19 protein-coding genes are annotated in these 24,889 nt (G+C 72.2%); 13 read left to right on the forward strand and 6 right to left on the reverse strand.

The window, feature by feature from the left end; translation table 11 throughout:
* Positions 1-31: 31 nt before the first annotated feature.
* Positions 32-1,645, reverse strand: coding sequence for a TonB-dependent receptor (locus tag ACF3NH_RS12715; RefSeq protein WP_422923264.1), 1,614 nt, complete (start codon positions 1,643-1,645; stop codon positions 32-34).
* A gap of 194 nt (positions 1,646-1,839) precedes the next feature.
* Here ACF3NH_RS12715 and ACF3NH_RS12720 point away from each other — a divergent pair, with 194 nt between their 5' ends.
* From ACF3NH_RS12720 to mdoH, 7 genes are all read left to right on the forward strand, one after another.
* Positions 1,840-3,111 (forward strand): imelysin family protein, encoded by a 1,272-nt coding sequence (locus tag ACF3NH_RS12720; protein WP_422923266.1) that lies wholly within the window; start codon positions 1,840-1,842, stop codon positions 3,109-3,111.
* On the forward strand, positions 3,108-4,454 hold the full coding sequence (locus tag ACF3NH_RS12725; protein ID WP_422923268.1) for a di-heme oxidoreductase family protein: 1,347 nt from the start codon (positions 3,108-3,110) through the stop codon (positions 4,452-4,454). The genes ACF3NH_RS12720 and ACF3NH_RS12725 overlap by 4 nt, the downstream gene beginning before the upstream one ends.
* Entirely contained in the window at positions 4,454-5,548 is a 1,095-nt protein-coding gene (locus ACF3NH_RS12730; protein ID WP_198367441.1) for an imelysin family protein, read from the forward strand. The genes ACF3NH_RS12725 and ACF3NH_RS12730 overlap by 1 nt, the downstream gene beginning before the upstream one ends.
* Positions 5,548-6,645 (forward strand): DUF1513 domain-containing protein, encoded by a 1,098-nt coding sequence (locus ACF3NH_RS12735; RefSeq protein ID WP_422923270.1) that lies wholly within the window; start codon positions 5,548-5,550, stop codon positions 6,643-6,645. Before ACF3NH_RS12730 ends, ACF3NH_RS12735 begins: the two co-directional genes overlap by 1 nt.
* 85 nt (positions 6,646-6,730) lie before the next feature.
* Positions 6,731-7,390 (forward strand): carbonic anhydrase, encoded by a 660-nt coding sequence (locus ACF3NH_RS12740; RefSeq protein WP_198367439.1) that lies wholly within the window; start codon positions 6,731-6,733, stop codon positions 7,388-7,390.
* 251 nt (positions 7,391-7,641) lie between these two features.
* Complete coding sequence (locus ACF3NH_RS12745) at positions 7,642-9,120, forward strand: OpgD/OpgG family glucan biosynthesis protein (protein ID WP_232477308.1); 1,479 nt, start codon at positions 7,642-7,644, stop codon at positions 9,118-9,120.
* Positions 9,108-11,285 (forward strand): glucans biosynthesis glucosyltransferase MdoH, encoded by a 2,178-nt coding sequence (mdoH, locus tag ACF3NH_RS12750; protein WP_422923272.1) that lies wholly within the window; start codon positions 9,108-9,110, stop codon positions 11,283-11,285. The genes ACF3NH_RS12745 and mdoH overlap by 13 nt, the downstream gene beginning before the upstream one ends.
* A gap of 27 nt (positions 11,286-11,312) precedes the next feature.
* On the opposite strand, the gene ACF3NH_RS12755 is transcribed toward mdoH, so the two are convergent.
* The gene (locus ACF3NH_RS12755; protein WP_422923274.1) at positions 11,313-12,974 is read right to left on the reverse strand and encodes an ABC transporter permease; all 1,662 of its coding nucleotides are present in this window, start codon (positions 12,972-12,974) and stop codon (positions 11,313-11,315) included.
* 208 nt (positions 12,975-13,182) lie between these two features.
* Positions 13,183-14,205: an extracellular solute-binding protein gene (locus tag ACF3NH_RS12760; protein ID WP_422923276.1), complete on the reverse strand. Its 1,023-nt coding sequence runs from the start codon at positions 14,203-14,205 to the stop codon at positions 13,183-13,185.
* 156 nt (positions 14,206-14,361) lie between these two features.
* Here ACF3NH_RS12760 and ACF3NH_RS12765 point away from each other — a divergent pair, with 156 nt between their 5' ends.
* Together ACF3NH_RS12765 and ACF3NH_RS12770 are read left to right on the forward strand one after the other, a co-directional pair.
* The gene (locus ACF3NH_RS12765) at positions 14,362-15,783 is read left to right on the forward strand and encodes a M20 family metallopeptidase (RefSeq protein ID WP_422923278.1); all 1,422 of its coding nucleotides are present in this window, start codon (positions 14,362-14,364) and stop codon (positions 15,781-15,783) included.
* Positions 15,784-15,933: 150 nt separating this feature from the next.
* The gene (locus ACF3NH_RS12770) at positions 15,934-18,441 is read left to right on the forward strand and encodes a cellulase family glycosylhydrolase (protein WP_422923280.1); all 2,508 of its coding nucleotides are present in this window, start codon (positions 15,934-15,936) and stop codon (positions 18,439-18,441) included.
* Between the two features lie 9 nt (positions 18,442-18,450).
* Here ACF3NH_RS12770 and ACF3NH_RS12775 read toward each other — a convergent pair whose 3' ends face one another.
* A complete protein-coding gene (locus tag ACF3NH_RS12775; protein WP_198367432.1) occupies positions 18,451-18,783 on the reverse strand; it encodes a DUF1491 family protein in 333 nt (110 codons plus the stop codon).
* Between the two features lie 103 nt (positions 18,784-18,886).
* Between ACF3NH_RS12775 and ACF3NH_RS12780 the strand changes: the two genes are divergently transcribed.
* Together ACF3NH_RS12780 and ACF3NH_RS12785 are read left to right on the forward strand one after the other, a co-directional pair.
* Positions 18,887-19,105: a hypothetical protein gene (locus ACF3NH_RS12780; RefSeq protein WP_198367431.1), complete on the forward strand. Its 219-nt coding sequence runs from the start codon at positions 18,887-18,889 to the stop codon at positions 19,103-19,105.
* A 23-nt stretch (positions 19,106-19,128) separates the two neighbouring features.
* On the forward strand, positions 19,129-20,055 hold the full coding sequence (locus ACF3NH_RS12785; protein ID WP_422923283.1) for a hypothetical protein: 927 nt from the start codon (positions 19,129-19,131) through the stop codon (positions 20,053-20,055).
* A 28-nt stretch (positions 20,056-20,083) separates the two neighbouring features.
* Here ACF3NH_RS12785 and ACF3NH_RS12790 read toward each other — a convergent pair whose 3' ends face one another.
* On the reverse strand, positions 20,084-21,067 hold the full coding sequence (locus ACF3NH_RS12790) for a ketopantoate reductase family protein (protein WP_422923285.1): 984 nt from the start codon (positions 21,065-21,067) through the stop codon (positions 20,084-20,086).
* 14 nt (positions 21,068-21,081) lie between these two features.
* Positions 21,082-22,281, reverse strand: a complete 1,200-nt coding sequence (locus ACF3NH_RS12795; protein ID WP_422923287.1) for a M20 metallopeptidase family protein — start codon at positions 22,279-22,281, stop codon at positions 21,082-21,084.
* Positions 22,282-22,697: 416 nt separating this feature from the next.
* On the opposite strand from ACF3NH_RS12795, the gene ACF3NH_RS12800 reads away from it, so the two are divergent.
* Together ACF3NH_RS12800 and ACF3NH_RS12805 are read left to right on the forward strand one after the other, a co-directional pair.
* A complete protein-coding gene (locus ACF3NH_RS12800; protein ID WP_198367427.1) occupies positions 22,698-23,291 on the forward strand; it encodes a hypothetical protein in 594 nt (197 codons plus the stop codon).
* A gap of 15 nt (positions 23,292-23,306) precedes the next feature.
* Complete coding sequence (locus ACF3NH_RS12805) at positions 23,307-24,809, forward strand: tripartite tricarboxylate transporter permease (RefSeq protein ID WP_422923289.1); 1,503 nt, start codon at positions 23,307-23,309, stop codon at positions 24,807-24,809.
* Positions 24,810-24,889 lie beyond the last annotated feature (80 nt).

The raw sequence follows: 24,889 nt of genomic DNA on the forward strand, positions 1-24,889 counted from the left end.
TGATCCGCGTCAGTGAATCAGCCGAACGGCATCAAGGCGAGGGGTTTCTGGAGGCGTCCAGTTCGTTGCGCTCCGGGTCGAAGTTGGAATTGAAGTTCGCCGCCGTCGCGGGCTGGGTCGAGAAGAGCAGCCCCGGCGGCGTGTGCGAGACCGAGTAGGTCGCGTAGTAGGTCTGGCTCGGTGTCGGCTCCCAGACCAGCGAGGCGCGCGGGTCGACCACCGTCTTGCTGGGCGAGGCGCCGGTGCGGATGCCGGTGGCGTAGGTGACGGCGTCGTAGTCCACGTCGAAGTGGCTGACGCGGACGCCGCCGATCACCGACAGTTCCGGGATCAGCCAGAGCCGCTCGTTGATGAAGCCGGCATAGGTCGTGTTGTTGCCGTTGCGCTTGTAGGAGGCGGCGCCGCGGTCGAGCGAGATGTCGCCCTGGCCGCCGAACACCGGGATCGCCGGGCGGGTGCCGAGCAGATTGTAGCCGGTGCGCTCGAAGTCCTCGTACATGATGTCGAAGCCGGCGAGCAGCTCATGCCGCAGCGGCCCGGTGGTGAAGCGCGCCGTGGCGGTCGCGACGTTCTGGATGCCCCAGCTTTCCTGGTGGTACGGGTTGCCGGCGCCGCTGGCCGTGACCACGCCGCCCCGCCGCTGGAAGAAGGGCGTGACGCAGGTCGCGGCGGCGCAGCTGACGATGGAGGTGACATAGTCGCGGTCGATGAAGCTCAGCCGCGTGTCGTTGGCCAGGGTCAGCCAGTCGTTCACCTTGTGCGAGAGGCGGGCGGTGAGGATATCGGCCGTCACCTCGTCGCGGTCGCTGTCCAGCCCGTACCAGGTGGAGCGCGGCAGGCCGAACTCGGTCATCGGCCGGGCGATGGTCCCGCCCGGCGGGGCGATCACCGGAATCCCGGAATCGGTCGCGTTGTCGTACTCGTAATGCTGGTAGTGCAGCGAGAGGGTCGTGTCGGTGCCGAGGCCGAAGGCGATCGAGGGGGCGATGCCCCAGCGCCGGCTGTCGACGCCGTCGCGGTCCACCAGCTCGCTCGACTGTCCCATCAGGTTCAGGCGGAGGGCGGTGGTCTCGCCGATCTGCTGGTTCAGGTCGATGGTGCCGCGGGCGAAGGGGCCCATGCCGCCCGTCGCCGTGAAGCCGTAGGAATTGCCGAGATGCGGCAGCCGGGTGCCGACCGCGATGGCGCCGCCCACCGTGCCGTTGCCGAGGGCGAAGCCGGAGGGGCCCTTGAGGACCGAGACCTCCTCATAGGTGAAGGCGTCCCGCGTATAGGCGCCGAAGTCGCGCAGCCCGTCGACGTAGATGTCGTTCTGCGCGGCGAAGCCGCGGATGCGGAACTGGTCGCCGTTGACGCCGCCGTTGCCTTCGCCGATCGAGGCGGTGATGCCGGGGACGTTGCGCAGCGCCTGCTCCAGCGTGGTGACGTTCTGCTGCTCCAGCACCTCGCGCGAGATGGTGTTGATGGTCTGCGGCGTGTCCTGGACCGAGCCGGGCAGGCGGCTGACCGGGGCCGGGTGCTGCAGGGCATTGGCCGGCGCCGCCGCCCGGACATCGACCGGCGGCAGCGCCACCGTGTCGCCGGCCGCCTCCTGGCTGCCCTGCGCCAGCGCGGCCCCCGGCAGGCTGATGGCGATTCCCGCCATCAAGGCCGCCTGCGACGCGCTACCCTTGGAAACACCCTGCCTGGTCATGGCTCGTGCTGATCCTGCGAATGAGAATATATCGCATCTTTAATTGCTGTGCTGAGGCCCGTCAATGAACCGGGCAGGGGGCTCCCTTGAATCTGCGAACCGCTTGCAATAACAGCGACGGGCTGGCGGAATCAGGAGCCTTGCCCATGCAGCGTCGCAGCCTCGCCCTCGGCCTTCCCGCCGGCCTGCTTCTGGCCGCCCTGTCCGGCCCCGCCGCGCGCGCCCAGGTGCAGGCCGACCAGCGGGCCGTGCTGCGCCACTACGCCGATCTCGGCCATGCCATGTACGGCGACAGCCTGGCCGGCGCCGAGGCGCTGCGGCAGGCGGTCGGCGCCTTCCTGGCCGCGCCCACGGCCGAAGGGCTGGCGGCGGCGCGGCAGGCCTGGATCGCCGCCCGCGCGCCCTACGCGCAGACCGAGGCCTTCCGCTTCGGCAATCCCGAGGTGGACGCGTGGGAGGGCCGGGTGAATGCCTGGCCGCTGGACGAGGGGCTGATCGACGCGGTCGATCCCGCCTACGGCACGGAAAGCGACGAGAACCCCCTCTACGCCGCCAACATCATCGCCTCGCGCAGTCTCAGGCTGGGCGACGAGACGCACGATCTCTCCGCCATCACGGCCGAGGCGCTGGAAGGGTTGCACGAGGCCGGCGGCGTCGAGGCCAATGTCACCATCGGCTACCATGCCATCGAGTTCCTGCTCTGGGGCCAGGACCTGCACGGCACGGGCAAGGGCGCCGGCGAACGGTCCTTCACCGATTACACCACCGCCGCGAATGCCGACCGGCGCGGCCAGTATCTGCGTGTCGTCACCGATCTGCTGGTGAAGGATCTGGCCGACATGGCCGCGAAATGGGGGCCGGAGGGCGAGATCCGCCGCCGCCTGTCGGGCCGGCCGGCGCCGCAGGGCCTGGCCGCCATGCTGACCGGCCTCGGCAGCCTCTCCTACGGCGAGCTGGCCGGCGAGCGGATGAAGCTCGGCCTGATGCTGCACGATCCGGAGGAGGAGCACGACTGCTTCTCCGACAACACCCACAACAGCCATCGTGGCAATGTGCTGGGCATGATCGCCATCTGGCGCGGCGAGTACACGCGGACGGACGGCGCGGTGCTGCGGGGCGCCAGCCTGCGCAACCTGGTGGACCGCACCGACCGCCGCCTGCGCGAGCAGATGGACGCCCGCTTCGCCGCCACCGGCGCCGCCTTCGATGCGCTGAAGCAGCGGGCCGAGACGGTCGAGGCCTATGACCAGATGCTGGCCGAGGGCAACCCGGCCGGCAATGCCGCCATCCAGGCCTGCATCGATGCGCTGCTGGCGCAGACCCGGAGCATCGAGCGCGTCGTCGCGGCGCTGAAGCTGCCGGCGATCTCCGTCGAGGGATCGGAGAGCCTGGACGATCCGGCCAAGGTCTTCAAATGACCCCCCGGCCGGCGGTGCGCGCCGCCGGCCTGCTCTGTGCCCTCCTGCTGGCGGCACCGGCGCTGGCGCAGGGCGCCTTCCGCCAGCCGGAGGCGGCGCTGACGGCGGAGCAGCGGTTCGGCTTCCGCCTCGGGGAGGCGGTGTTCCGCCGGCTCTGGGTCTCCGCCCCGGCCTCGACCCGCCATGCCGATGGCCTCGGCCCCCTGTTCAACGCCCGTTCCTGCCAGGGCTGCCATATCGGCAACGGGCGGGGCCGCGCGCCGTCCGGGCTGGTCGCGCGCATCTCCGTCCCGCCCTCCGTCCTGCCCTTCGGCGCGGAGGCTGCGGCGCGGCTCGCGACGGGCACCCTCGGCTGGATCGACGAGCCGCGCTACGGCGCGCAGCTGCAGCCTTTTGCCGTGCAGGGCCTGGCCGGGGAGCCGCGCCTCGTCACCGAATGGCGGGAGGAGACGGTGACGCTGGCCGATGGCACCGCCGTGCCGCTGCGCCGCCCGCTGCACCGGACCGAGGCCGCGCCGGGGATGCCGCCGCTGCATCCCGACGCCATGCTCTCGCCCCGCCTGGCGCCGCCGATGATCGGCCTCGGCCTGCTCGAGACGGTGCCCGAGGCGCAGATCCTCGCCCTGGCCGATCCGGCGGATGCGGATGGCGACGGCATCCGGGGCCGGCCCAATTCCGTCTGGAGCGCGGCGGCGGGCCGCCCCGTCCTCGGCCGCTTCGGCTGGAAGGCCGGGGAGCCGGATCTGCCCCGGCAGGTCGCCAGCGCCGCGGCGCTCGATCTCGGCCTCTCCACGCCGCCGCGCCCCGAGCCCTGGGGCGACTGCACCCCGGCCCAGCCCGCCTGCCGCGCGGCACCGCACGGCCTGGCGGCGGGACAGCGGACCGAGCTGGGTCCGGCGCTGTTCGACCTGCTGCTCCACTTCACCCGCCATCTGGCGGTGCCGCCCCGGCGCGACACGGCGGCGCCGGCGGTGCGGCGGGGCGAGGCGCTGTTCGCGGCGCTGGGTTGCGCCGCCTGCCACAATCCGCGCTTCACCCTGGCCGATGGGCGCGCCATCGCCCCCTATACCGACCTGCTGCTGCATGACATGGGCGAGGATCTGGCGGATGGCCGGCCGGAATGGCGGGCCGGCGGGCGTGACTGGCGCACCCCGCCGCTCTGGGGCCTGGGCCTGACGCGGGCGGTATCCGGCGAGACCGCCCTGTTGCATGATGGCCGGGCGCGCTCGGCGCTGGAGGCCATCCTGTGGCATGGTGGCGAAGCGCGCCCCGCGCGCGAGCGGGTCGTCGGCCTTCCGGCCGCGGACCGCGCCGCCCTGCTGGCTTTCCTGGAATCGCTCTGATGCGCCTGACCCGCCGCCATCTCCTGCCGTTCGCCGCCGTGCTGCTGGTGCCGGCGACGCCGCATGCCGCGCCGGACGAGGCCGCCTACCGCGCGCTGAACCGCGGCGTGGTGGAGCAGGTGCTGCTGCCCGGCTACCGCGCCTTCCTGGAGGCCGCCGCCAATCTGGCGGCGCGGCTGGACACGCTGGCGCGCACGCCGGGCGAGGCGGCGGCGCTCGAGGCGGCCCGGGGCGGCTTCGCGGCGGCCATGCGGGCCTGGCAGGGCATCCAGCATGTGCGGGTCGGCCCGGCCGACCTGTTCAGCCGCCATGCCCGCATCCAGTTCTGGCCCGATCCCCGCAACAGCATCGGCCGCGACCTCGCCGAGGCCATCGCCCAGCGCGATGCCGCCGTGCTGGAGGTGCGGCCAAACGCGCTCCGCAACGTCACCCTGCAGGGCCTGCCGGCGCTGGAGCGGTTAATCCATGGCGACGAGGCGGTGGCGCGGCTCCGCGCCGGCGATGCCGAGGCCGCCTTCCGCATCGCCCTGCTGCGCAGCATCGGCGGGAATCTCTCCACCCTGGCGGCGGACATGCTCGCCGGCTGGACCGGCGGCGAGCAGCCCTTCGCCGCCGCGCTGATCCAGCCGGCCACGCCCTACGCCACGCCGCTGGAGGCGACGCAGGAGCTGTTCAAGATGCTCCACGCGGCGGTGGAGGTGGTGGCGGACCGCAAGCTGACGCGGGCGCTCGGCGCCGGCCCGCCCGCGGCACGGCCGCAACTGCTCGAATCCTGGCGCAGCGGCCTGTCCGGTCAGAACATCCAGGCCAATCTGGCCGCCGCCCGCGCCATGTACCGGGCCGGCTTCGCCCAGACCCTGGAGGGCGCGGGAGAGGGCGAGCTGGCCACCCTGCTGGGCCGGGCCTTCGATCAGGTGATGGCGAGCGCGGAGGCCCTTCCGCTGCCGCTGGAGGAGGCGATCGGCGACGCGGCGCGCCGCCCCGCCGTGGAGCGGCTGCGGCAGGAGGCGGTGGCGCTGAAGGCGCTGCTGGCGCAGCGCCTGGCGCCGGCCCTCGGCATCCCGCTCGGCTTCAACGCGCTGGACGGCGACTGATGCGGCGGCGCGACCTGCTGCTGGGGGCCGCCCTGGCCGCGATGCCCTTCCGCCCCGCGGCGGCGCGCGAGGCGCTGATCCTCGGCGCCTGGCGGCAGCCGGGGGAGGGGGACCGCCTCGCCGCCTTTTCCACGGGCGGCCGGGTGCCGCTGCGCCTGGGCCTCGAGGCCCGCGCCCATGGCTTCGCGGCGCATCCCCGGCGCCCGCTGGCGGTGGTCTTCGGCCGCCGCCCGGGCTGGGAGGCCCTGGTGGCCGATCTGGCGCGCGGCGAGCTGAACCAGGCCTTCGCCCCGTCGGAGGGGCGGCACCTCAACGGCCACGGGCTGTTCTCGGCCGATGGCCGGCTGCTCTATGCCACCGAGACGCGGGTGGAGGATGGCGAGGGGCTGATCGGGGTCTATGACGCCGCGGCGGATTTCGTCCGCGTCGCCGAGTTCCCGAGCGGCGGGCGCGACCCGCACGAGATGCGCCTCTCGCCCGATGGCGGACGGCTGATCGTCGCCAATGGCGGCATCCTGACCCATCCCGACGCGCCGCGCGCCAATCTCGACCCCGAGGGCATGGACCCCTCCCTGGCGCAACTCGACGCGCGGACAGGCCGCATGCTGGCGCAACGCCGCTTCGACCCGGCGCTGAACCGCCTGTCCATCCGCCACATGGCGGCGGTGCCCGGCGGCACGGCCGTCGCCATGCAGTACGAGGGGGAGGAGACGGCGGAGGTGCCGCTGCTGGCCATCCAGCGCGGCGAGGGCGGGCTGGCGCCGCTGGACCTGCCCGATCCCTGGCGCGCCGCGTGCCGCAACTATCTGGGCAGCGTCGCGGCCGATTCCTCGGGCACCGTCCTGGCAGCCACCAGCCCGCGTGGCGGCCTCACCCTGTTCTGGGACCTGGCGGCGGGCCGCGCCCTGGAGCCGGCGCGGCTCGGGGATGTCTGTGGCCTGGCGCCGGGGGATGCGCCGGGCTGCTTCATCCTGGCCAGCGGCCAGGGCGGGCTGGTCGAGGCCGATGCCCGGCGGGGCCGGATGCGACCCCTCGCCGGGCCTCCGGGCAGCGATTCGCGCAGCGCCTGGGACAATCATCTGCTCCGTCTCGGCTGAGCGCGCCCTCCCCGCGCGGCGCGCGCTCTGGCGCCCGGCGTCTTTCCTCCCTAGATGCCAGCCCGGGACAGAGCGGGAGAGAGGCATGACGGGCGAGCGGACGACGCCGGCGGACGGGATCGAGGCGCTGATCGGGGGGTACCGGCGGTTCCGCAGCGAGGTCTGGCCCGAGCGCCGCAAGCTGTTCGAGACCCTGGCGCGGGACGGGCAGCATCCCCGGGCCCTGGTGATCGCCTGCTCCGACAGCCGGGTCGATCCGGGCATGATCTTCAACGCGGCGCCCGGCGAGCTGTTCATCGTCCGCAACGTCGCCAATCTGGTGCCGCCCTATGCGCCGGACGGCAGCTACCACGGCACCAGCGCCGCGCTCGAATTCGGTGTCTGCGTGCTGCAGGTGCCGCGCATCATCGTCCTCGGCCATGCCATGTGCGGCGGCGTGCGCGCCCTGCTGCGCGGCTTCCCGCCGCAGACCGGCGACTTCGTCGAGCCCTGGCTGACCGGCCTGGCCAGCGAGGCGCGGCGCCGCGCCCTGGCCTGCGACGCACCTGGGCCCGAAGCGGTGATGGCGGAACGGGAATGCGAACTGGAGACGGTGAAGCTGTCGCTGCGCAACCTGACGACCTTTCCCTGGATCGCCGCGCGGATCGCGGCCGGCACGCTGACCCTGCACGGCGGCTACTTCGACATCCGCGACGGCATCCTGTCCTACCTTGATGATAACGGCCGGTTCTCGCCGGTTGCATGAACGGGCGGGCGCCGTCAGAACGCCACGCTTCGGCCGCATTGCCGGCCGATGAGACCATGAGCGGCCACCGGCCCCGCCAGAGGTGCGCCGGAAGGCGGGCCTAGGGAAGCCAGAGGGGAGGCTGAGGCTTTGCCTTGGCCGGCAACCCCGCTGGCCATGGGGCGTTGGCAGGAGGCCGCCTGCTGAGGGAGAATCTGCCTGTGAACCGCCGCGACGCCCTGCTCGCCGCCGTGTCCCTTTCCACTGTCTTCATGGCGCAGGAGACGGCGCATCTTTCCGAGGCCCGGGCGGCCGCCGCCGGCGAGACGCCCTTCGATGGCGGCACCGTGCGCGAGACGGCCCGCAAGCTGGCGCAGGAGGCCTTCAAGCCGCCGCCCGACACGCTTCCCGCCGGCCTGACCGACCTCACCTACGACCAGTACCGCGACATCCGCTTCCGCCCCGATCAGGCGCTGTGGCGGGCCGAGGGCCTGCCGTTCCAGATGCAGCTCTTCCATCGCGGCTTCCTCTACAAGTCGCGGGTCGATCTCTACGAGGTCGCGCGCGGCATGGCGCGGCCGATCCCCTACAGCCCCGACCTCTTCACCTTCCAGAACCTGCCACGCCCGGAGAACGCCGATCTGGGCTTCGCCGGCTTCCGCCTGCATGCGCCGATGAACCGGCCGGACTATTTCGACGAGGTCTGCGCCTTCCTCGGCGCCAGCTACTTCCGCGCCATCGCCAAGGACCAGATCTACGGCCTCTCGGCGCGCGGCCTGGCCATCGGCACGGCCGATCCGAAGGGCGAGGAATTCCCCGTCTTCCGCGCCTTCTGGGTCGAGCGCCCGCGCGAGGGGGTGAACGCCATCACGTTGCACGCGCTGCTCGACAGCCCCTCCTGCTGCGCCGCCTTCCGCTTCGGCATCCGCCCCGGCGTCTCCACGATCTTCGACGTCGAGTGCACGATCTTCCCGCGCAGCGACATGCCGACCGCCGGCATCGCGCCGCTGACCAGCATGTTCTGGTTCTCGCCGCTCAACCGTACCGGGCGCGACGACTGGCGGCCGGCGGTGCATGATTCGGACGGGCTGATGCTCTCCACCGGGCGGGAGGAGCGCATCTGGCGGCCGCTGAACAACCCGCGCGACCTGCAGCTCTCGGCCTTCGGCGATGTCAATCCGCGTGGCTTCGGCCTGGTGCAGCGGCGGCGCGACTACGCCAGCTACGAGGATCTGGAGGCGCGCTACGAGAAGCGGCCGAGCCTCTGGGTGGAGCCGATCGGCGACTGGGGCGAGGGGGCGGTGCAACTGGTCGAGATCCCGACCAGCAGCGAGATCCACGACAATATCGTCGCCTTCTGGCGGCCGCGCGACCCGCTGCGGGCGAAGGGCGAGTACCGCTACACCTATCGCCTCCACTGGTGCGCCGAGCCGCCCGGCGCGCCGGAACTCGGCCGCATCCGCGAGGCGCGCTCCGGCGCCTCCTTCACGCAGGGCGCGCGGATCTTCGTCTTCGACGCGACGGGCGAGGCGCTGTCGGCGCTGCCGGCGGAGGCGAAGCCGGAGCTGAAGGTGACGGCGAGCGCCGGCGAGATCCGCAATCCCGTCGCGCAGCGCAATCCCGAGACGGGCGGCTGGCGCATCAGCTTCGACCTGCTGCCGCGCGACGCGCGCCTCGTCGAGCTGCGCGCGGAGCTGACCCTGGACGGCCGGCCGCTGACCGAGACGCTGCTCTACCGATGGACGGCATGAGCCTGCCCTCCGGCTGGCGCGGCCTGCCGCCGGAGGCACCGCTGGAGATGCCGGTGCAGTCGCTGCGCCAGCGGCCGGCGCGGCGGGGCGGCGGCATGCCCTCGCGCCCGGCGGCGCTCTGGCTGCGGCGGCTGCTGGTGATCGGCACCGCCATCGCGCTGACCGCCTATGGCGCGCGGGAGATGTGGCTGGTGCTGAACAGCGGCCAGCCGACGCCGCTGCAGGCCCTGGTGCTGATCCTCTTCGTCGTGCTCTTCGCCTGGATCGCGCTCTCCTTCACCAGCGCAACCTGCGGCTTCATCCGGCTGCTGCTCGGCCCGGACCGGCGTCTGGGCATCGCGCCCGACGGGCCGCCGCCCATGCCGGGCGCGCGGACGGCGCTGCTGATGCCGACCTACAACGAGGATCCGGCGCGGGTCATGGCGGGGCTGCAGGCGATCCACGAATCCCTCGCCGCCGCCGGGGCGCTCGACCGGTTCGACATCTTCATCCTCAGCGACACCACCCGGGTCGACGCCTGGATCGCCGAGGAGGCGGCCTTCCTGGCGTTGCGCGAGCGAACCGGCGACCAGGAGCACATCTTCTACCGCCGCCGCCCGAAGAACACCGAGCGCAAGGCCGGCAACATCGCCGACTGGGTGCGGCGCTGGGGCGGCGCCTATCCGCAGATGCTGGTGCTCGACGCCGACAGCGTGATGGATGCCGATACCATCCTGCGGCTGGCCGACGCGATGGCGCGCCACCCGGATGTCGGGCTGATCCAGACCCTGCCGATCATCGCCGGCGGCAACACGCTTTTCGCGCGGATGCAGCAGTTCGCCGGGCGCGTCTACGGGCCGATGATCGCCGAGGGCATCGCCTGGTGGCACGGCTCGGAGGGCAACTACTGGGGCCACAACGCCATCATCCGCACCCAGGCCTTCGCCGAGGCGGCCGGCCTGCCCGAGCTGCGCGGCCGCAAGCCGTTCGGCGGCCACATCCTGAGCCACGACTTCGTGGAGGCCGCGCTGCTGCGCCGGGCCGGCTGGGCGGTGCACATGGTGCCCTGGCTGCGCGGCACCTACGAGGAGAGCCCGCCCTCGCTGATGGACCTCGCCATCCGCGACCGCCGCTGGTGCCAGGGCAACCTCCAGCACGCCGCCGTGCTGCCGGCGCGCGGCCTGCACTGGGTCAGCCGGCTGCACCTGCTGACCGGCATCGGCAGCTACATCACCGCGCCGATCTGGCTGGTCTTCCTGGCCATGGGCGTGGTGCTCGCGGTGCAGGCCCGTTTCATCCGGCCGGAATACTTCCCCGCCGGGCCGAGCCTGTTTCCCGAATGGCCGGTGGTCGATCCCGTGCGCGCCATGTGGGTCTTCATCGGCACCATGGCGCTGCTGCTGATCCCCAAGGTGATGGCCTGGATCGCGCTGGTGCTGCGCGGCCCGGAGCGGCGCGGCGCGGGGGGCGGCATCCGCGCCTTCCTGTCCATGCTGGTGGAGACCCTGGTGGCCGGCCTGCTGGCGCCGGTGACCATGCTGACCCAGTCGGTGGATGTCGCCGCCATCCTGATGGGGCGCGATTCCGGCTGGAACGCCCAGCGGCGCGACGACGGCTCGCTGCCCTTCGGCCAGGTGGCGCGCCTCTACTGGAAGCACACGGTCTTCGGCCTGGCCTTCGGCGTCCTGGCCTGGCTCGTCTCGCCCTATCTGGCGCTCTGGATGTCGCCGGTCGTGCTGGGGCTGGCGCTCGCCATTCCGCTGGCCGCCTGGACGGCGCGGCGGGATGTGGGCGTGGCGCTGCGCCGGATGGGCCTGCTGCTGACGCCGGAGGAGCATGAGCCGCCGGCGATCCTGCTGCGCGCCCGTGCCCTGCAGGCCGAGCTTCAGGCGCTGCCGGCCACGGCGTCCGGGGCGGCCCGCCTGCTGGCCGAGCCGGCGCTGCTGGAGGCGCATCGCCGCATGCTGCCGCCGCCCCGCCGGCCACGCCAGGATCCCTTCGACCCCAACCTGCTCATCGGTTTCGCGAAGCTCGACGAGGCGGAAAGCCTGGACGGGGCGCTGGCGGCGCTGAGCCCCGCCGAGACGGCGGCGGTGCTGGCGGATGCGAAGGGCCTCGCGGCGCTCCAGCGGCTGGCGGGCGGCGGCGCGGCGGTCGGCGGGGTGCCGGCCCTGGCCGGTGGATGAGAGGGCGGCGGGAAGACGCCATCCGCCCTACCTGGTGGGAAGCGCGGGCGCCAGGGCCCCGCCCGGCGTGACGCGCGGCGCCGCCGCCCGCCGTTCCGCGCGGCGGCCCGCCGCCATCAGCACCAGGATCGGTGGCAGGCCGATGACGGCCAGGGCCAGGGCGGCGACGGCGCCTTCCTCGTAGGTCCCGCGAGAGGCCTCGGCATAGAGCGCCGTCGCCAGCGTCTCCATGTTCATCGGCCGCAGCATCAGCGTCGCCGGCAGCTCCTTCATGGCATCGAGGAAGAGCAGCAGCGTCGCGCCCCCCGCCGCCGGCAGCAGCAGCGGCAGATGGACCCGCAGCAGCAGTCGCAGATCCGCCGAGCCCAGCGAGCGGGCCGACCAGTCCACCTCGCGCGGCAGGCGGGCATAGGCCGCATCGAGCCCGCCCGCCGGAATGGCCAGGAAGCGGATGACATAGGCCGCGACCACCGCCACCGCGCTGCCCGAGAGCAGCGGCGGCGCCAGGGCCCCCAGCCCGGCGGTCAGGGAATCCAGCCAGCCCAGCGCGATGATGACGCCGACCGCCGCCACGCCGCCGGGCAGGGCATAGCCCAGCATGCTCAGCTTCAGCAGGGCGGAGCCGGGCTTGCGGCCGCTGCCGTCCCGCCGGGCCGTGAAGGCCAGCAGCAGCGCCAGGGGCAGCGCCACGGCGCAGGCCGCGGCGGCCAGCAGGGCGCTGTTCGCCATCCAGCGCCACAAGTCCGGCGGCAGGCCGAAGGCGGCGAGGCGATGCCCGGCGGCCCAGGCGAGATAGCCCGCGGGCACGCCGAAGCCCAGCAGCACCGGCAGGGCGCAGGCCAGACAGGCCGACAGCCCGGCGAGCCCCGCCAGCGGCGTGAGTTCCGGCGAACCGGCGCCGGCGACCGCATGCGCCGCGTGGCGCCGCCCCCAGCGCTCCAGCAGCAGCAGGGCCAGGACCAGCAGTAGCAGCAGCAGCGCGATCTGCGCGGCGCCGGGCAATGAGGAGCGGGTGATCCAGGTGACGTAGACCGAGACGGTCAGGCTGCGCACACCCAGGAACTCGCTGGCGCCGACATCGTTCAGCGCCTCCATCAGGGCCAGGGCGGCACCGGCGGCGATGGCGGGCCGCGCCAGCGGCAGGCCGATGCGCAGGAACAGCGCCAGGCCGCCCGCGCCGGCCGCCTGTCCGGCCCGCAGCACCTCCCGCCCCTGGGTCAGGAAGGCGACGCGGGCCGCCATGTAGACATAGGGGTAGAGCACCAGCCCCATCACCAGCACGCAGCCGCCGAGCGAGCGGATCTCGGGCAGGGGGATGGCGCGCGGATCGGTGAGGCCGAGCGCGCCACGCAGGGCCATCTGCACCGGGCCGGCCGGATGCATCACATCCAGCCAGGCATAGGCGGCGACATAGGTCGGCAGCGCCAGCGGCAGCAGCAGGGCCCAGGAGAGCAGGTCGCGCAGCGGGAAGCGGTGGCAGGTGACGAGCCAGGCCGTGCCCGTGCCGGCCGCCACGGTGAAGAGGCCGATGCCGCCCAGCAGCAGCAAGGTCTCCCACACGGCCTGCGGCAGCACGAAGCGGAGGAGATGCGGCCACAGATCCCCCGAGCCGCTGCCGGCGGCGACCGCGAGCGCGATCACCACCAGCAGCACGGGCGAGACAGCCAGCGCGGCCCAGACGCGCAGCATGGTCAGAGTCGCGGCATGGTCAGGCGTGGCGCCGGGTGGCGGGCTTGGACATGATCGGCATTCGGCACCGGGAGCCAGACGGCGAGGAATGGTCCGCGCCAGGGAGCAGGAGAGCGGGGCCGATGCCGCCGCATGGACGAGAGGCCCGGCAGGGCCGGCGGGCGAGCAGGCGCGCCGGACGACCCCGCGGGCCGGGGCCTGGTCCGCCTTAGCGTTCGAAGCCGACCTCGTCCACGATGCGGCTGGCCTGCACGCGCCTGGCCGCGATCTCGGGCAGCGACACGGCCAGGGCCTGCTGCGGGCCGAAGCCGGCGGTGATGGGGTGCAGCGGCGCGTCGGCGCGGACCGGGTATTCGAAGTTCATCTCGGCGTAGAGTGCCTGCGCCTCGGGCGAGACCAGGAACTCCAGCAGCTTCACCGCCTCGGCGCGGTTCGGCGCGTGCCTGGCGACCACGGCGCCGGAGATGTTCACCATGGCACCGTCCGCCGGCAGCACCACCCGCACGGCCTGCGCCCACCGGCGCTGCTCGTCGCCGCCGCGCCCGGCCAGCATCAGGCCCATGTAGTAGGTGTTGGCGACGCCGACGTCGCAGAGGCCGGCCATGATGTCGCGGGCCACCTCGCGGTCGCCGCCGGCGGCGCGGCGGGCCAGATTGGCCTTCACGCCGGTCAGGTAGGTGCGCAGCCAGGCTTCGTCATGCTCGATCAGCAGGGCGGCGAAAAGGGCCGTGTTGTAGGGGTGCTGGCCGGAGCGGATGCACACCTTGCCGCGAAAGCGCGGATCGGCCAGATCCTCATAGGTCAGGCTGGCCGCGTCGGCCTCGCTCACCCGCTCGCGCGAGACATAGAGGGCGCGGGCGCGGGTGGAGAGCGCGAACCAGCGCCCGTCCGCGCCCCGCAGCGCGGAGGGGACGGCGGCCGCGAGGGTGGCGGACTGCACCGGCTGCGCCAGATCCCGGTCCACCAGCTCCATCAGGTTGCCGATATCGACCACCATGGCGAGGTCGGCCGGGGAGCGCGCGCCTTCCGCCGCCAGCCGCTCGGCCAGGCCGCCCTGGACGAAGACCGTGTTGACGGTCGTGCCGGTCTCCTGGGTGAAGCGGTCCAGCAGCGGCCGGATCAGGCCGGGCTCGCGCGTGGTGTAGAGGTTCACCTCCGCGCTCCGGGCTGCGGGAGCGGCGAGGGCGAGCACCAGGGCGCCGAGGGCGGCGCGCAATGGGCGGAAGGGCATGATCTAACGGTTCCGGGCCTGAACTTCTGGCGCGAGACGTTACTGATACTTAATAGCAGGTCAAGGACGCCGGACCCTCGCCTCGACATTTCCGCCCCGCCGCCGCACCCTGGCCGCCCCTGGTTGTTGCCCCTGGTTGTTGATGGAGGATGGTCCGTGCAGAACACCGATGAGATCTGGCGCCTGGTCGAGCAGCACCAGCAGGCCTTCATCGCGTTGAGCGACCGGGTCTGGGAGATGCCGGAACTGGCCTATGCCGAGGTGCGGTCCTGCGCCGAGCACAAGGCGGCGCTGGAGGCGCACGGCTTCCGCGTCACCGAGCGGCTGGCCGGCATCCCGACCGCCGTGATGGGCGAGGCGGGGGAGGGCGGCCCGGTCATCGCCATCCTGGGCGAGTATGACGCGCTGCCGGGCCTCAGCCAGGAAGCCGGCGTGGCCGAGCACCGGCCGTTGCCGGGCGATGGCGCCGGTCATGGCTGCGGCCACAACCTGCTTGGGGCCGGCGCCATGCTGGCGGCCACGGCGGTGAAGGACTGGCTGGCCTCCCAGGGCATCCAGGGCCGCGTGCGCTATTACGGCTGCCCGGCCGAGGAGGGTGGCGCGGCCAAGGCCTTCATGGTCCGCGAGGGCTGCTTCGATGACGTCGATATCGCCATCTCCTGGCATCCCGCGCCCTTCGCGGCGGTGAACGAGGCCCGCTCGCTGGCCAATACCCGCATCGACTTCAGCTTCACCGGCCGTTCCAGCCACGCCGCCGCCGCGCCGCATCTGGGCCGCAGCGCGCTCGATGCCGTCGAGCTGATGAATGTCGGCGTCAACTACATGCGCGAGCACATGCCGAGCGACGCGCGCATCCACTACGCCTATCTGGATGCCGGCGGCATCGCGCCGAATGTCGTCCAGGGCACGGCCAAGGTGCGCTACCTGATCCGCGCCAACGACCTGCCGGAGCTGCAGACGCTGGTGGCGCGCGTGCGCAAGATCGCCGACGGGGCGGCGCTGATGACGGAGACGACGGTGACGACGCGGGTCGTGTCCGCCGTCTCCAACCTGCTCGGCAACCTGCCGCTGGAGCGGGCGATGCAGAGCCAGCTGGAGCGCCTCGGGCCGCCGCCCTTCGACGAGGCCGACCGGGCGCTCGCCGCCGAGTTCCAGAAGACGCTGTCGGAGGAGGACATCGCCTCGGCCTTTCGCCGCATGGGCGTGCCGGTGCGCCGCGGCGTGCCGCTGGCCGATGAGATCATCCCGCTGGAGGCCAAGGGCGCGGCGATGGTCGGCTCGACCGATGTCGGGGATGTCTCCTGGGTGGTGCCCACGGTGCAGGCGCGCGGCGCCACCTATGCCATCGGCACCCCGGGCCATTCCTGGCAGCTGACGGCGCAGGGCAAGACGCCCCTGGCGCACAAGGGCATGGTGCATGTCGCCAAGGTGATGGCCGGCGTCGCCGTGGAGGCCCTGCGGGATCCTGGCCTGGTCGAGCGCGCCAAGGCCGACCAGGCGGCCCGTACGGCCGAGACGCCCTATGTCTGCCCGCTGCCCGCCGATCTGGTGCCGCCGGTGAGGATGGCCTCGGCCTGATGCCGTGTCCTTCCGGGAGGCGGGGCAACTCCTCCTCCCGGGGGCATCGAAGAAATTCAGCTAAAAGTAGAATTTTCTTTTTATATTTTGCGTAAACGGTTTGGAATTGCTTAGTCTCCCCTACCGCCCTGGCGTCACGGAGAGACGATTGTGCCTGCGACCCTGAGCTACGCCGTGCCCAGCCGCTGGGATGGCGGCTTCATCGGCAACATGGCCGTGCTGGCCGACGACGCGGCCCTGAACGGCTGGACCGTGGCCTTCGATGCCGGCTTCGAGATCACCAATCTCTGGGGCGCCGAGATCGTCAGCCGGGTGGGCACGCATTACGTGCTGCGCAACCTGGGCTGGAACGCCGCGGTCCCGCCGGGCGGGACGGCCAGCTTCGGCTTCCAGGCCGCAGGCGCGGACAGCACCGCGCGCGGCCTCGCGCTGAACGGCGAGACCCAGGGCGGCGAGCCGCCGGCGCCTCCCGCCACGCCGCTGGCCATCACGGTGGCCGATGCCGCGATCGAGGAGGGGCAGGCGGGCACGCGCGAGCTGGTCTTCACCGTCACGCTCGACAGGCCCGCCGCCGGCAGCGTGACCGTGGACTACGCGACGGCCGACGGCACCGCCCTGGCCGGGCAGGATTACGTCGCGACGCAAGGGCGACTCACCTTCGCGCCGGGCGAGACCAGCCGGACCATCCGCGTCACCGTGACCGGCGATGCGGCGGTGGAGGCGGACGAGGCCCTGCTGCTGCGCCTCTCCTCCCCGGTGGGCGCCACCCTGGCTGATGCCGAGGCGATCGGCACGATCCGCAACGACGACGTGGCGCCGCCCGCGCCGCTGCCCAGCCTTTCCGTGGGCGATGCCAGCGTGGCCGAGGGCGATCCCGGCCATGGCGGTCCTGGCGGCGGCGGCGCGGCGGAGGGCTTCCTCAGCACCGCGGGCAACCAGATCGTCGATGCCGCGGGGCAGGCCGTGAAGATCGCCGGGGTCAACTGGTTCGGCCTGGAATCGACGAACTTCGCGCCGCATGGCCTCTGGGCGCGCGGCTACAGGGAGATGATGGACCAGATGAAGGCGGAGGGGTTCAACACCATCCGCCTGCCCTTCTCCTCCGAGCTGCTGCACACCACGGCGGCGCCGAACGGCATCGACTTCTCCAAGAACGCCGATCTGCAGGGCCTGTCCGGTCTTCAGGTGATGGACCGGATCATCGACTACGCCGGCGAGATCGGGCTGCGCATCATCCTCGACCACCACCGCAGCAGCGCCGGCGCCGGCACCTCGGGCAGCGGCTTGTGGTACGAGGGCAGCCATACCGAGGCGCAGTGGATCGCCGACTGGACGATGCTCGCCGCGCGCTATGCCGGCGACGCCACGGTGATCGGCGCCGATCTGCACAACGAGCCGTACAACGGAAGCTGGGGCGGCGGCGGCGCCAATGACTGGGCGGCGGCGGCCGAGCGCGCCGGCAACGCCGTGCTGGCCAGCAATCCGGACTGGCTGATCTTTGTCGAGGGCGTCGGCAGCCACCAGGGCGAGAACTACTGGTGGGGCGGCAATCTGATGGGGGTGCGGGACCGCCCGATCGTGCTCGATGTCGCGGACAAGCTGGTCTATTCCGCGCATGACTACCCGAACTCGATCTTCGCCCAGCCCTGGTTCCAGCAGGCCGGCTGGGAGGCGCAGCTGACCGCCAAGTTCGACCAGATGTGGGGCTACATCTACAGGGAGGGCATCGCGCCGGTCTTCCTCGGCGAGTTCGGCAGCAAGCTGCAGGACGCCAAGGATCTCGCCTGGCTCGACAGGATCACCGCCTATCTCGCGGGCGATCTGGACGCCGACGGCAGCATCGACATCCCCGCCGGGCAGCAGGGCATGAGCTGGACCTGGTGGTCCTGGAACCCGAATTCGGGCGATACCGGCGGCATCCTCGCCGACGACTGGACGACGGTGATCGCCGCCAAGGTGGAGCGGCTGGAGCCCCTGCAGTTCGACCTGGGCGACCTGCCGCAGGATGGCGGCACGGCGGGCGATGCGAACCGGCTGAGCTTCACCGTCACCCTCTCGGCGGCGTCCGACAACGCGGTGCTGGTGGATTACGCCACCGTCGCCGGCACCGCCGGCGCAGCCGACTTCGCGCCGGCGAGCGGCACGCTTCGCTTCGAGCCCGGCGAGACCAGCAAGATCGTCACCGTCGCCGTCACCGCCGACACCCTGGCCGAGGCGGACGAGACGCTCTCCCTCGTCCTGTCCAATCCGCGCGGCGCCACCGCGGGCGATATGAGCGGGACGGGGACCATCCTGGACGACGATGGCACCACCACCCCGCCCGTGACGCCCCCTGTGACACCGCCCGTGACGCCGCCGCCCGGGGAGGGGGGGCTGGAGGCCGCCTTCAGCCTGACCAGCAGCTGGAGCACCGGCTTCCAGGGTGGCGTCGCCGTGGTCAATCACGGTCCGGCCGCGGTGCAGGGCTGGCAGCTGCGCCTCGACATGCCCTACGAGATCACGCAGATCTGGAATGCCGAGATCGTCGCGCGCGATGCGGAGGGCTATGTGATCCGCAACGTTGCCTGGAACGGCGCCCTGGGTGACGAGGCCACCGTCAGCTTCGGCTTCCTCGGCGCCGGGACGGTGGATGCCACCCAGATCGACATCCTGTTCTGAACGGAGGCGCTACAGGATCCGGGCCTCGAAGGGCGGCAACAGGTCCGGCGCGTCGAATTCCAGGACCCAGAGATCCGGATCGCGCTGCACCTGCCGCGCCACATAGGCATCCGCCTCCGCCTCCGGCACCGGCCGGGGGCCGGAGCCGCGCATCCAGGCCGCGCGCCCCTCGCCGTCGCGGGCCTGGCTGAGCACGACGCAGCCCTCGCGCCCGCGCAGCAGGCAGAGGATGCCGCCGGAATCGGGGTCTCCCTTGCGCAGCACCATGCCGGACCGGCCCGACTGATCGGCCAGCCGCAACGCCATCTGGGCCCAGAGCCCGGCCTTCACCCTTGCTTCCATGCCGGAAAGAGTGACGTGGCGGGCGCCAGATGCAACCCCTTGCGGCGGGCCCTGCCGCGCGGCATTCACCCTGCCGGCGTGGGTGCCGCGAGGATGAGGGATCATGGCGGAGAAGGCGAAGGGTCAGCCGAAGCTGACGGAAGGGCAGCGCGCCTATGAGGCGAAGCGCGCCGCCAAGGCCGGGGTCAGCCTGGAGAAGTGGCTGTCCATGAAGGCGCAGGAGCGCGAACAGGCCACCGCGGCCGCGGCCAAGGCCAGCGAGCCGAAGAAGCCGGGCTTCTTCGCCCGCCTGCTGGAGCGGGCGCAGCGGCCGATCGGCTGAGCCTGGAGCAGGAGGCCGGCACCGTGCTGGCCGCCCATGCCGACTGGAGCATCGACCCCCGCAAGCGCTGGGTGACGCTGGCGCGCCGGGACGCGGCGGGCTGGCGCGCCGGCGCGCCCCGCCCGGTGGGCGATCCGGCGGCGCTCACCGCGCGTCTGCTGGCGGAGGGCCACCCGCTGCTGTTCGGGCTCGACCTGCCGCTCGGCCTGCCGCGCGCCTATGCCGCGACCCGGCCGGAGGAGAGCTTCCCGGCCTTCCTGCGCGGCCTCGGCGAGACCCCTGGTTTCTTCGAGGTCAGCGCCGGGCTCGAGACGGTGTCGCCGGCGCGCCCCTTCTACCCGGCGCGCGGCCTGCGCGGCATGACGCGCGCCGCCCATGCGGCGGCGCTGGGCCTGGAGGGGCCGCGCGCCCTCTGCCGCCTCTGCGATCTGGCGACTGCCGAGCGCCCCGCCGGCGCCCCGCTCTTCTGGACGCTCGGCGCCAACCAGACCGGCAAGGCGGCGATCTCGGCCTGGCGCGATTGGCTCCACCCCGCGCTGGCGGCGGGCGTGCCGCTCCGCCTCTGGCCCTTCGAGGGCTCCGTCCGCGCGCTGCTGGCGCCGGGCCGCGCGGTGCTGGCGGAAACCTATCCCGCCGAGGCCCTGCGCCATCTCGGCCTCGTGCTCGGGGGCAGCAAGCGCGTCCCCGAGGTGCGCCGGGCCGCCGCGCCCGCCCTGCGGCTGGCGATGGCGAGGCTGAACGTGTCGGCGGATCCCGCGCTGGCGGCGGCGCTGGACGATGGCTTCGGCGCGGATGCGGCGGGCGAGGACCGGTTCGACAGCCTGCTCGGCCTGCTCTGCGTCATCGGCGTGCTGGAGGGCGCCCGGCCGGATTTCGTGCCTGCGGATCCCTGGGTGCGGCGCTGGGAAGGCTGGGTGCTGGGGCAGTCGGCGCTGCCGGCCGGGGCGTGACGAGGCCGCCCCGGCGGTTTCGCTCCGGTCAGGCGGGCGGCGCGTAGAGTCCGGCGGCGGTGGCCGCCTGGGTGGCGAGGGCCACGGAGAGGTCGAGGGTCGGCGTCTCCACCCCGGCAAGGCGGGCCAGCTGCAACGGCGTGCGGAACAGCGCCTCGACCTCCATCGGCCGGCCCAGCTCCAGATCCTGCAGGATGGAGGGCTTGTGCGCCAGCTTGGCGGAACCGGCGACGCGCTTCTCCAGGTCGTACTCGAAGGGATGGCCGAGGGCCGCAGCCACCGCCATGGCCTCCTTCATGGCGCGCAGGATCGCCGCGCGCACCGCCGGCTCGGCGAGGGTCGGGCCGATGCCCTGGCGCGAGAGAATGGTGAAGGGCCCCTGCGCCAGATTGCCCATCAGCTTGGCCCAGACTTCCCGCCGGATGGCGTCCGTCACCTCGCCCGAGATGCCGCCGGCGCTCAGCGCCTCGGCGATGGCGCGGGCGCGCGGGCTGTCGCGCCCGTCCGGCTCGCCCAGGATGACGCGGTTGCTGGCGTGCTCCACCTTGATCACGCCCGGCTCGGTGACGGTGCAGGCGGAATAGACCACGCCGCCCAGGGTGCGGTCGATGCCCACCGCCTGCCGCACCGCCTCGCCCGGATCGATCGCCGGCAGCCGGCGGCCCTCGAGATCGCCGCCGTGCCGGTCGAAGTACCACCAGGGGATGCCGTTCATCACGAAGGCCACGGTGGTGTCCGGCCCGAGCAGGGGGCCGATCGCCGCCGCCACCTGCGGCAGGGAGGGCGCCTTGACGGTGACGATGACGGCATCCTGCGGCCCCAGCGCCGCGGCGCTGTCCGCCGCCACGCGCACGGTATGATGGCCGTCGGGCGCCTGGATGGTCAGGCCCTTCTCGCGGATCGCCGCCAGTTGCGGCCCGCGCGCCACGACGCTGGTCTCGGCGCCGCCGAGCGCCAGGCGCGCGGCGAGATGGCCGCCGATCGCCCCCGCCCCGAACACACAGATCTTCATCCGTTCGATTCCTTTCAGTTGTGGCGCGACAGCAGGTCGAGGGCGATGCGCGAGAGCGCCTCGACGCCGTTGGGGATGCAGGCCTCGTCGGGCTGGTAATCGGCGTTGTGCAGGCGATCCGCGCGGCCGGGGGCGCCGGCGCCGATGCGAAGCTGGAAGGCCGGAACCCGCTCGGCGAAGGCGGAGAAATCCTCCGAGCCCATGCTGGGCTCGCCCTCCAGCAGCGCGGCCTCGCCGAACTGGGCGGCCAGCGCGGCGACCGCCGGTTCGAGCACGCGGTCGTCGTTCACCAGCGGCGGCACCATGCGCTGATACTCCATGCTGGCGGTGACGCGCAGCCCGGTGGCGATGCCCTCGGCCAGGCGGCGCAGCGCCGCTTCCGCCGTGTCCCGCGCCGCGGGGTGCAGGGTGCGGACCGAACCCTTCAGATGCACCCGCTCGGGGATGATGTTGTAGGTGGTGCCGCCGGCCGACTGGCCGATGGTGACGACGGCCGGGTGCAGCGGCCGGACCTCGCGCGAGACGACGGTCTGCGCCTGGGTGACGAAATGGGCCGCGGCGACGATCGGGTCGACGGCGGCATAGGGATGCGCGGCATGGCCCGAGCGGCCGCGCAGCACGAGGTCGAAGCGGTCGGCGGCGGCGAGGCAGGCGCCGCGCACGAAGCCGAGGCTGCCGACGGGCATGTCGGGATGGTTGTGGAAGCCGAGCGCCATGTCGAGCCCCTCGGCCGCGCCATCGGCGATCATCGCCGCCGCGCCCTCCAGCGTCTCCTCCGCCGGCTGGAACACCAGCGCGACGCGGCCGGCGAGCTGCGGCGCCATCTCCTGGAGCAGCGCGGCGACGCCGAGCAGGGTGACGGTGTGGATGTCGTGGCCGCAGGCATGCATCTTGCCGGGGACGGCGCTGGCGAAGGGCAGGCCGGTCTCCTCCTGGATCGGCAGCGCGTCCATGTCGGCCCGGATGGCCAGCGTCGGGCCGGGCAGCCCGCCCTCGATCATGCCCAGCACGCCGGTGCGGCCGACGCCGGTGCGGTGCGGGATGCCGAGGCGGCCGAGTTCGGCGGCGACGAGGCCGGCGGTGCGCCGCTCCTCGAAGGCCAGTTCCGGATGGGCGTGCAGGTCCCGACGCAGGGCGATCAGCGCGGGGGCGAGTGCCCGGCTGGAGTCCCGCAACCTGCGGGAGGGGTCGTTGGTCAGATTATCGCGCTTCATCAATGAAAACTTCCCATTCGAGACGCATTGGATGCGACGGGGCTAACTTTATTGCGCTGCAGTAAGATGAACTTTCGTCCATAATATTCACGCGCCTTGCCGATGCGCGGCGCCGTGCCATAGGTTGCGCGGCATTCCGACGATAAGGAAGGGGAGGGTAAGAAGCAGGGCGTTGCCGGGACATGTCCCAAGACTGACGGCGTGACGCTTCCGGCGCCGCCGCGCAGAGCCGGCAGGACGCCTGACAGACCAGCCCTTCCACGATAAGCGAGGCCCGGATGGCAAAGGCCGTCCGGACCCAACCTGCCATCAAAGAGCTAAAGCATCACGACAAGGGCCCCGGCATCTGACAGGGCCCTTCAGTGCCCAGTGCACAGGGGCGTGCCTCCGGCGCGCGGGTTCAAGAAGGGATCGGCATGAGGATTAACGCGAAAGACCTTGCCTCCGGCATCTTTCTGGTGCTGCTGGCGGCAATCGGCCTTTGGCTGAACACCGAGCACACGCTGGGCTCGGCGCGACGCATGGGCCCCGGCTACATGCCGATGCTCGTTTTCTGGCTGGAACTCGGGCTGGGGATGATTGTCCTGGTCACCTCCTTCTTCGGCGGCCTCGACCCGCTGGAGAAGTGGACCAAGCTCGACTTCACCACGCTCTTCGTCGGCGTCGCGGTGGCCATCTTCGCCTATCCGATGCTGGCGGCGATCCCGGCCCTGTCCGCCAACTGGTACGCGCTGGGCATCGCCATGTGCATCGGCGCCGCCATCATGGCGGTCAGCCCGGGCTGGCGGAAGATGGCGGTGATCCTGGCGGCGATGACCGTCTTCGGCGTGCTGCTGGACCAGGGCGGCCTGTTCCTGGCCATCACCGCCATGGTGGTCGTCTCGGCCCTGGCCGATCCGGAGCACAGGCCCCTCGGCGTGCTGGGCTGCGTGGTGTTCCTGCTGGCCCTTTGCTGGTGGGTGTTCATCTATGAGCTCGACATCCGCGTGAACGTCTGGCCGACCTTCTGAGGCACAGGGACGACCATGGAACTTCTTCTCGCCAACCTGGCGCACGGCTTCAGTGTCGCGCTCAGCTTCGACAACCTGCTCTTCGCGCTGCTCGGCGCCTTCATCGGCACGGCCATCGGCGTGCTGCCGGGCATCGGGCCGGTCGCGACCATCTCCCTGCTGCTGCCGATCACCTTCGGCCAGCCGGCGGTCACGGCCATCATCATGCTGGCCGGCATCTACTACGGTGCCCAGTATGGTGGCTCGACCACCGCCATCCTGCTGAACCTGCCGGGCGAGGTCTCCTCGGTGGTGACCACGCTGGAAGGCTACAAGATGGCGCGCAACGGCCGCGCCGGCGCGGCGCTGGCCATCTCGGCGCTGGGCTCCTTCTTCGCCGGTTCCGTCGCCACCATCCTCGTCGCCGCCTCGGGTCCTCTGCTGACCCAGGTGGCGCTGTCCTTCGGACCGGCCGACTACTTCTCGCTCATGTTGCTGGGCCTGATCATCTCGGCCGTGCTGGCGCAGGGCTCGGTGGTGAAGTCGGTGGGCATGGTGGTGCTGGGCGTGGCGCTTGGCCTGGTCGGCACCGACGTGCAGACCGGCCAGCAGCGCTTCACCTTCGGCATTCCCGAGCTGTCGGACGGCCTGAACTTCGCCGCCATCGCCATGGGCGTGTTCGGCATCGCCGAGATCATCCTGAACCTGGAGCGTCCCGAGGTCCGCTCGGTGCTCTCGGCCAAGGTCGGCAGCCTGTTCCTGACCAAGGAGGAATGGAAGCGCGCCATGCCCTCCGTGCTCCGCGGCACGGTCATCGGTTCGGCGCTGGGCATCCTGCCCGGTGGCGGCGCCTCGCTGGCCTCCTTCGGCTCCTACATGATGGAGCGCAAGCTCTCCAAGGGGCGTGACGAGTTCGGCAATGGCGCCATCGAGGGCGTGGCCGGTCCCGAGGCGGCGAACAACGCCGCGGCGCAGACCAGCTTCATCCCGCTGCTGACGCTGGGCATCCCCTCCAACGCCGTCATGGCGCTGATGGTGGGCGCCCTGATCATCCAGGGCATCCAGCCCGGGCCGCGCATGGTCGAGGCGCAGCCCGACCTGTTCTGGGGCCTGATCTGCTCCATGTGGATCGGCAACCTGATGCTGCTCGTCATCAACCTGCCGATGATCGGCATGTGGGTGAAGCTGCTGCAGGTCCCTTACAAATTCATGTACCCGGCGATCCTGACCTTCTGCGCGATCGGCGTGTACTCCATCAACAACAACGTCTTCGACGTCTACCAGACGGTGTTCTTCGCCGTGCTCGGCTATGTCTTCTCCAAGCTGAAGATGGAGCCGGCGCCGCTGCTGGTCGGCTTCGTGCTCGGCCCGATGATGGAGGAGCACCTGCGCCGCGCCATGCTGCTCTCGCGCGGTGACCCGATGGTCTTCGTCGAGCGGCCGATCTCCGGCGTGCTGCTGGCGATCTCCGCCCTGGCGCTGGGCATGATGCTGCTGCCGGGCCTTCGCAAGAAGAAGGAAGCGGCGATGGCGGGTTAACAGCCGCCACCAAGTCGTGAACAATGGGCCGCCCCGGCTGCAACCGGGGCGGCTTTTCTTTTTTTGGACTGGTCCTTAGA

This window comes from Pseudoroseomonas sp. WGS1072, assembly GCF_049340465.1.
Classification (GTDB): Bacteria; Pseudomonadota; Alphaproteobacteria; order Acetobacterales; family Acetobacteraceae; genus Pseudoroseomonas.

Coding starts and splice junctions, on each gene's coding strand:
- ACF3NH_RS12780 (WP_198367431.1), top strand. CDS start 18,887: ATGGCGGAGAAGGCGAAGGGTCAGCCGAAGCTGACGGAAGGGCAGCGC.
- ACF3NH_RS12755 (WP_422923274.1), bottom strand. CDS start 12,974: ATGCTGCGCGTCTGGGCCGCGCTGGCTGTCTCGCCCGTGCTGCTGGTG.
- ACF3NH_RS12715 (WP_422923264.1), bottom strand. CDS start 1,645: ATGGCGGGAATCGCCATCAGCCTGCCGGGGGCCGCGCTGGCGCAGGGC.
- ACF3NH_RS12775 (WP_198367432.1), bottom strand. CDS start 18,783: ATGGAAGCAAGGGTGAAGGCCGGGCTCTGGGCCCAGATGGCGTTGCGG.
- mdoH (WP_422923272.1), top strand. CDS start 9,108: ATGGACGGCATGAGCCTGCCCTCCGGCTGGCGCGGCCTGCCGCCGGAG.
- ACF3NH_RS12735 (WP_422923270.1), top strand. CDS start 5,548: ATGCGGCGGCGCGACCTGCTGCTGGGGGCCGCCCTGGCCGCGATGCCC.
- ACF3NH_RS12805 (WP_422923289.1), top strand. CDS start 23,307: ATGGAACTTCTTCTCGCCAACCTGGCGCACGGCTTCAGTGTCGCGCTC.
- ACF3NH_RS12800 (WP_198367427.1), top strand. CDS start 22,698: ATGAGGATTAACGCGAAAGACCTTGCCTCCGGCATCTTTCTGGTGCTG.
- ACF3NH_RS12760 (WP_422923276.1), bottom strand. CDS start 14,205: ATGCCCTTCCGCCCATTGCGCGCCGCCCTCGGCGCCCTGGTGCTCGCC.
- ACF3NH_RS12745 (WP_232477308.1), top strand. CDS start 7,642: ATGGCGCAGGAGACGGCGCATCTTTCCGAGGCCCGGGCGGCCGCCGCC.
- ACF3NH_RS12720 (WP_422923266.1), top strand. CDS start 1,840: ATGCAGCGTCGCAGCCTCGCCCTCGGCCTTCCCGCCGGCCTGCTTCTG.
- ACF3NH_RS12790 (WP_422923285.1), bottom strand. CDS start 21,067: ATGAAGATCTGTGTGTTCGGGGCGGGGGCGATCGGCGGCCATCTCGCC.
- ACF3NH_RS12740 (WP_198367439.1), top strand. CDS start 6,731: ATGACGGGCGAGCGGACGACGCCGGCGGACGGGATCGAGGCGCTGATC.
- ACF3NH_RS12725 (WP_422923268.1), top strand. CDS start 3,108: ATGACCCCCCGGCCGGCGGTGCGCGCCGCCGGCCTGCTCTGTGCCCTC.
- ACF3NH_RS12730 (WP_198367441.1), top strand. CDS start 4,454: ATGCGCCTGACCCGCCGCCATCTCCTGCCGTTCGCCGCCGTGCTGCTG.
- ACF3NH_RS12795 (WP_422923287.1), bottom strand. CDS start 22,281: ATGAAGCGCGATAATCTGACCAACGACCCCTCCCGCAGGTTGCGGGAC.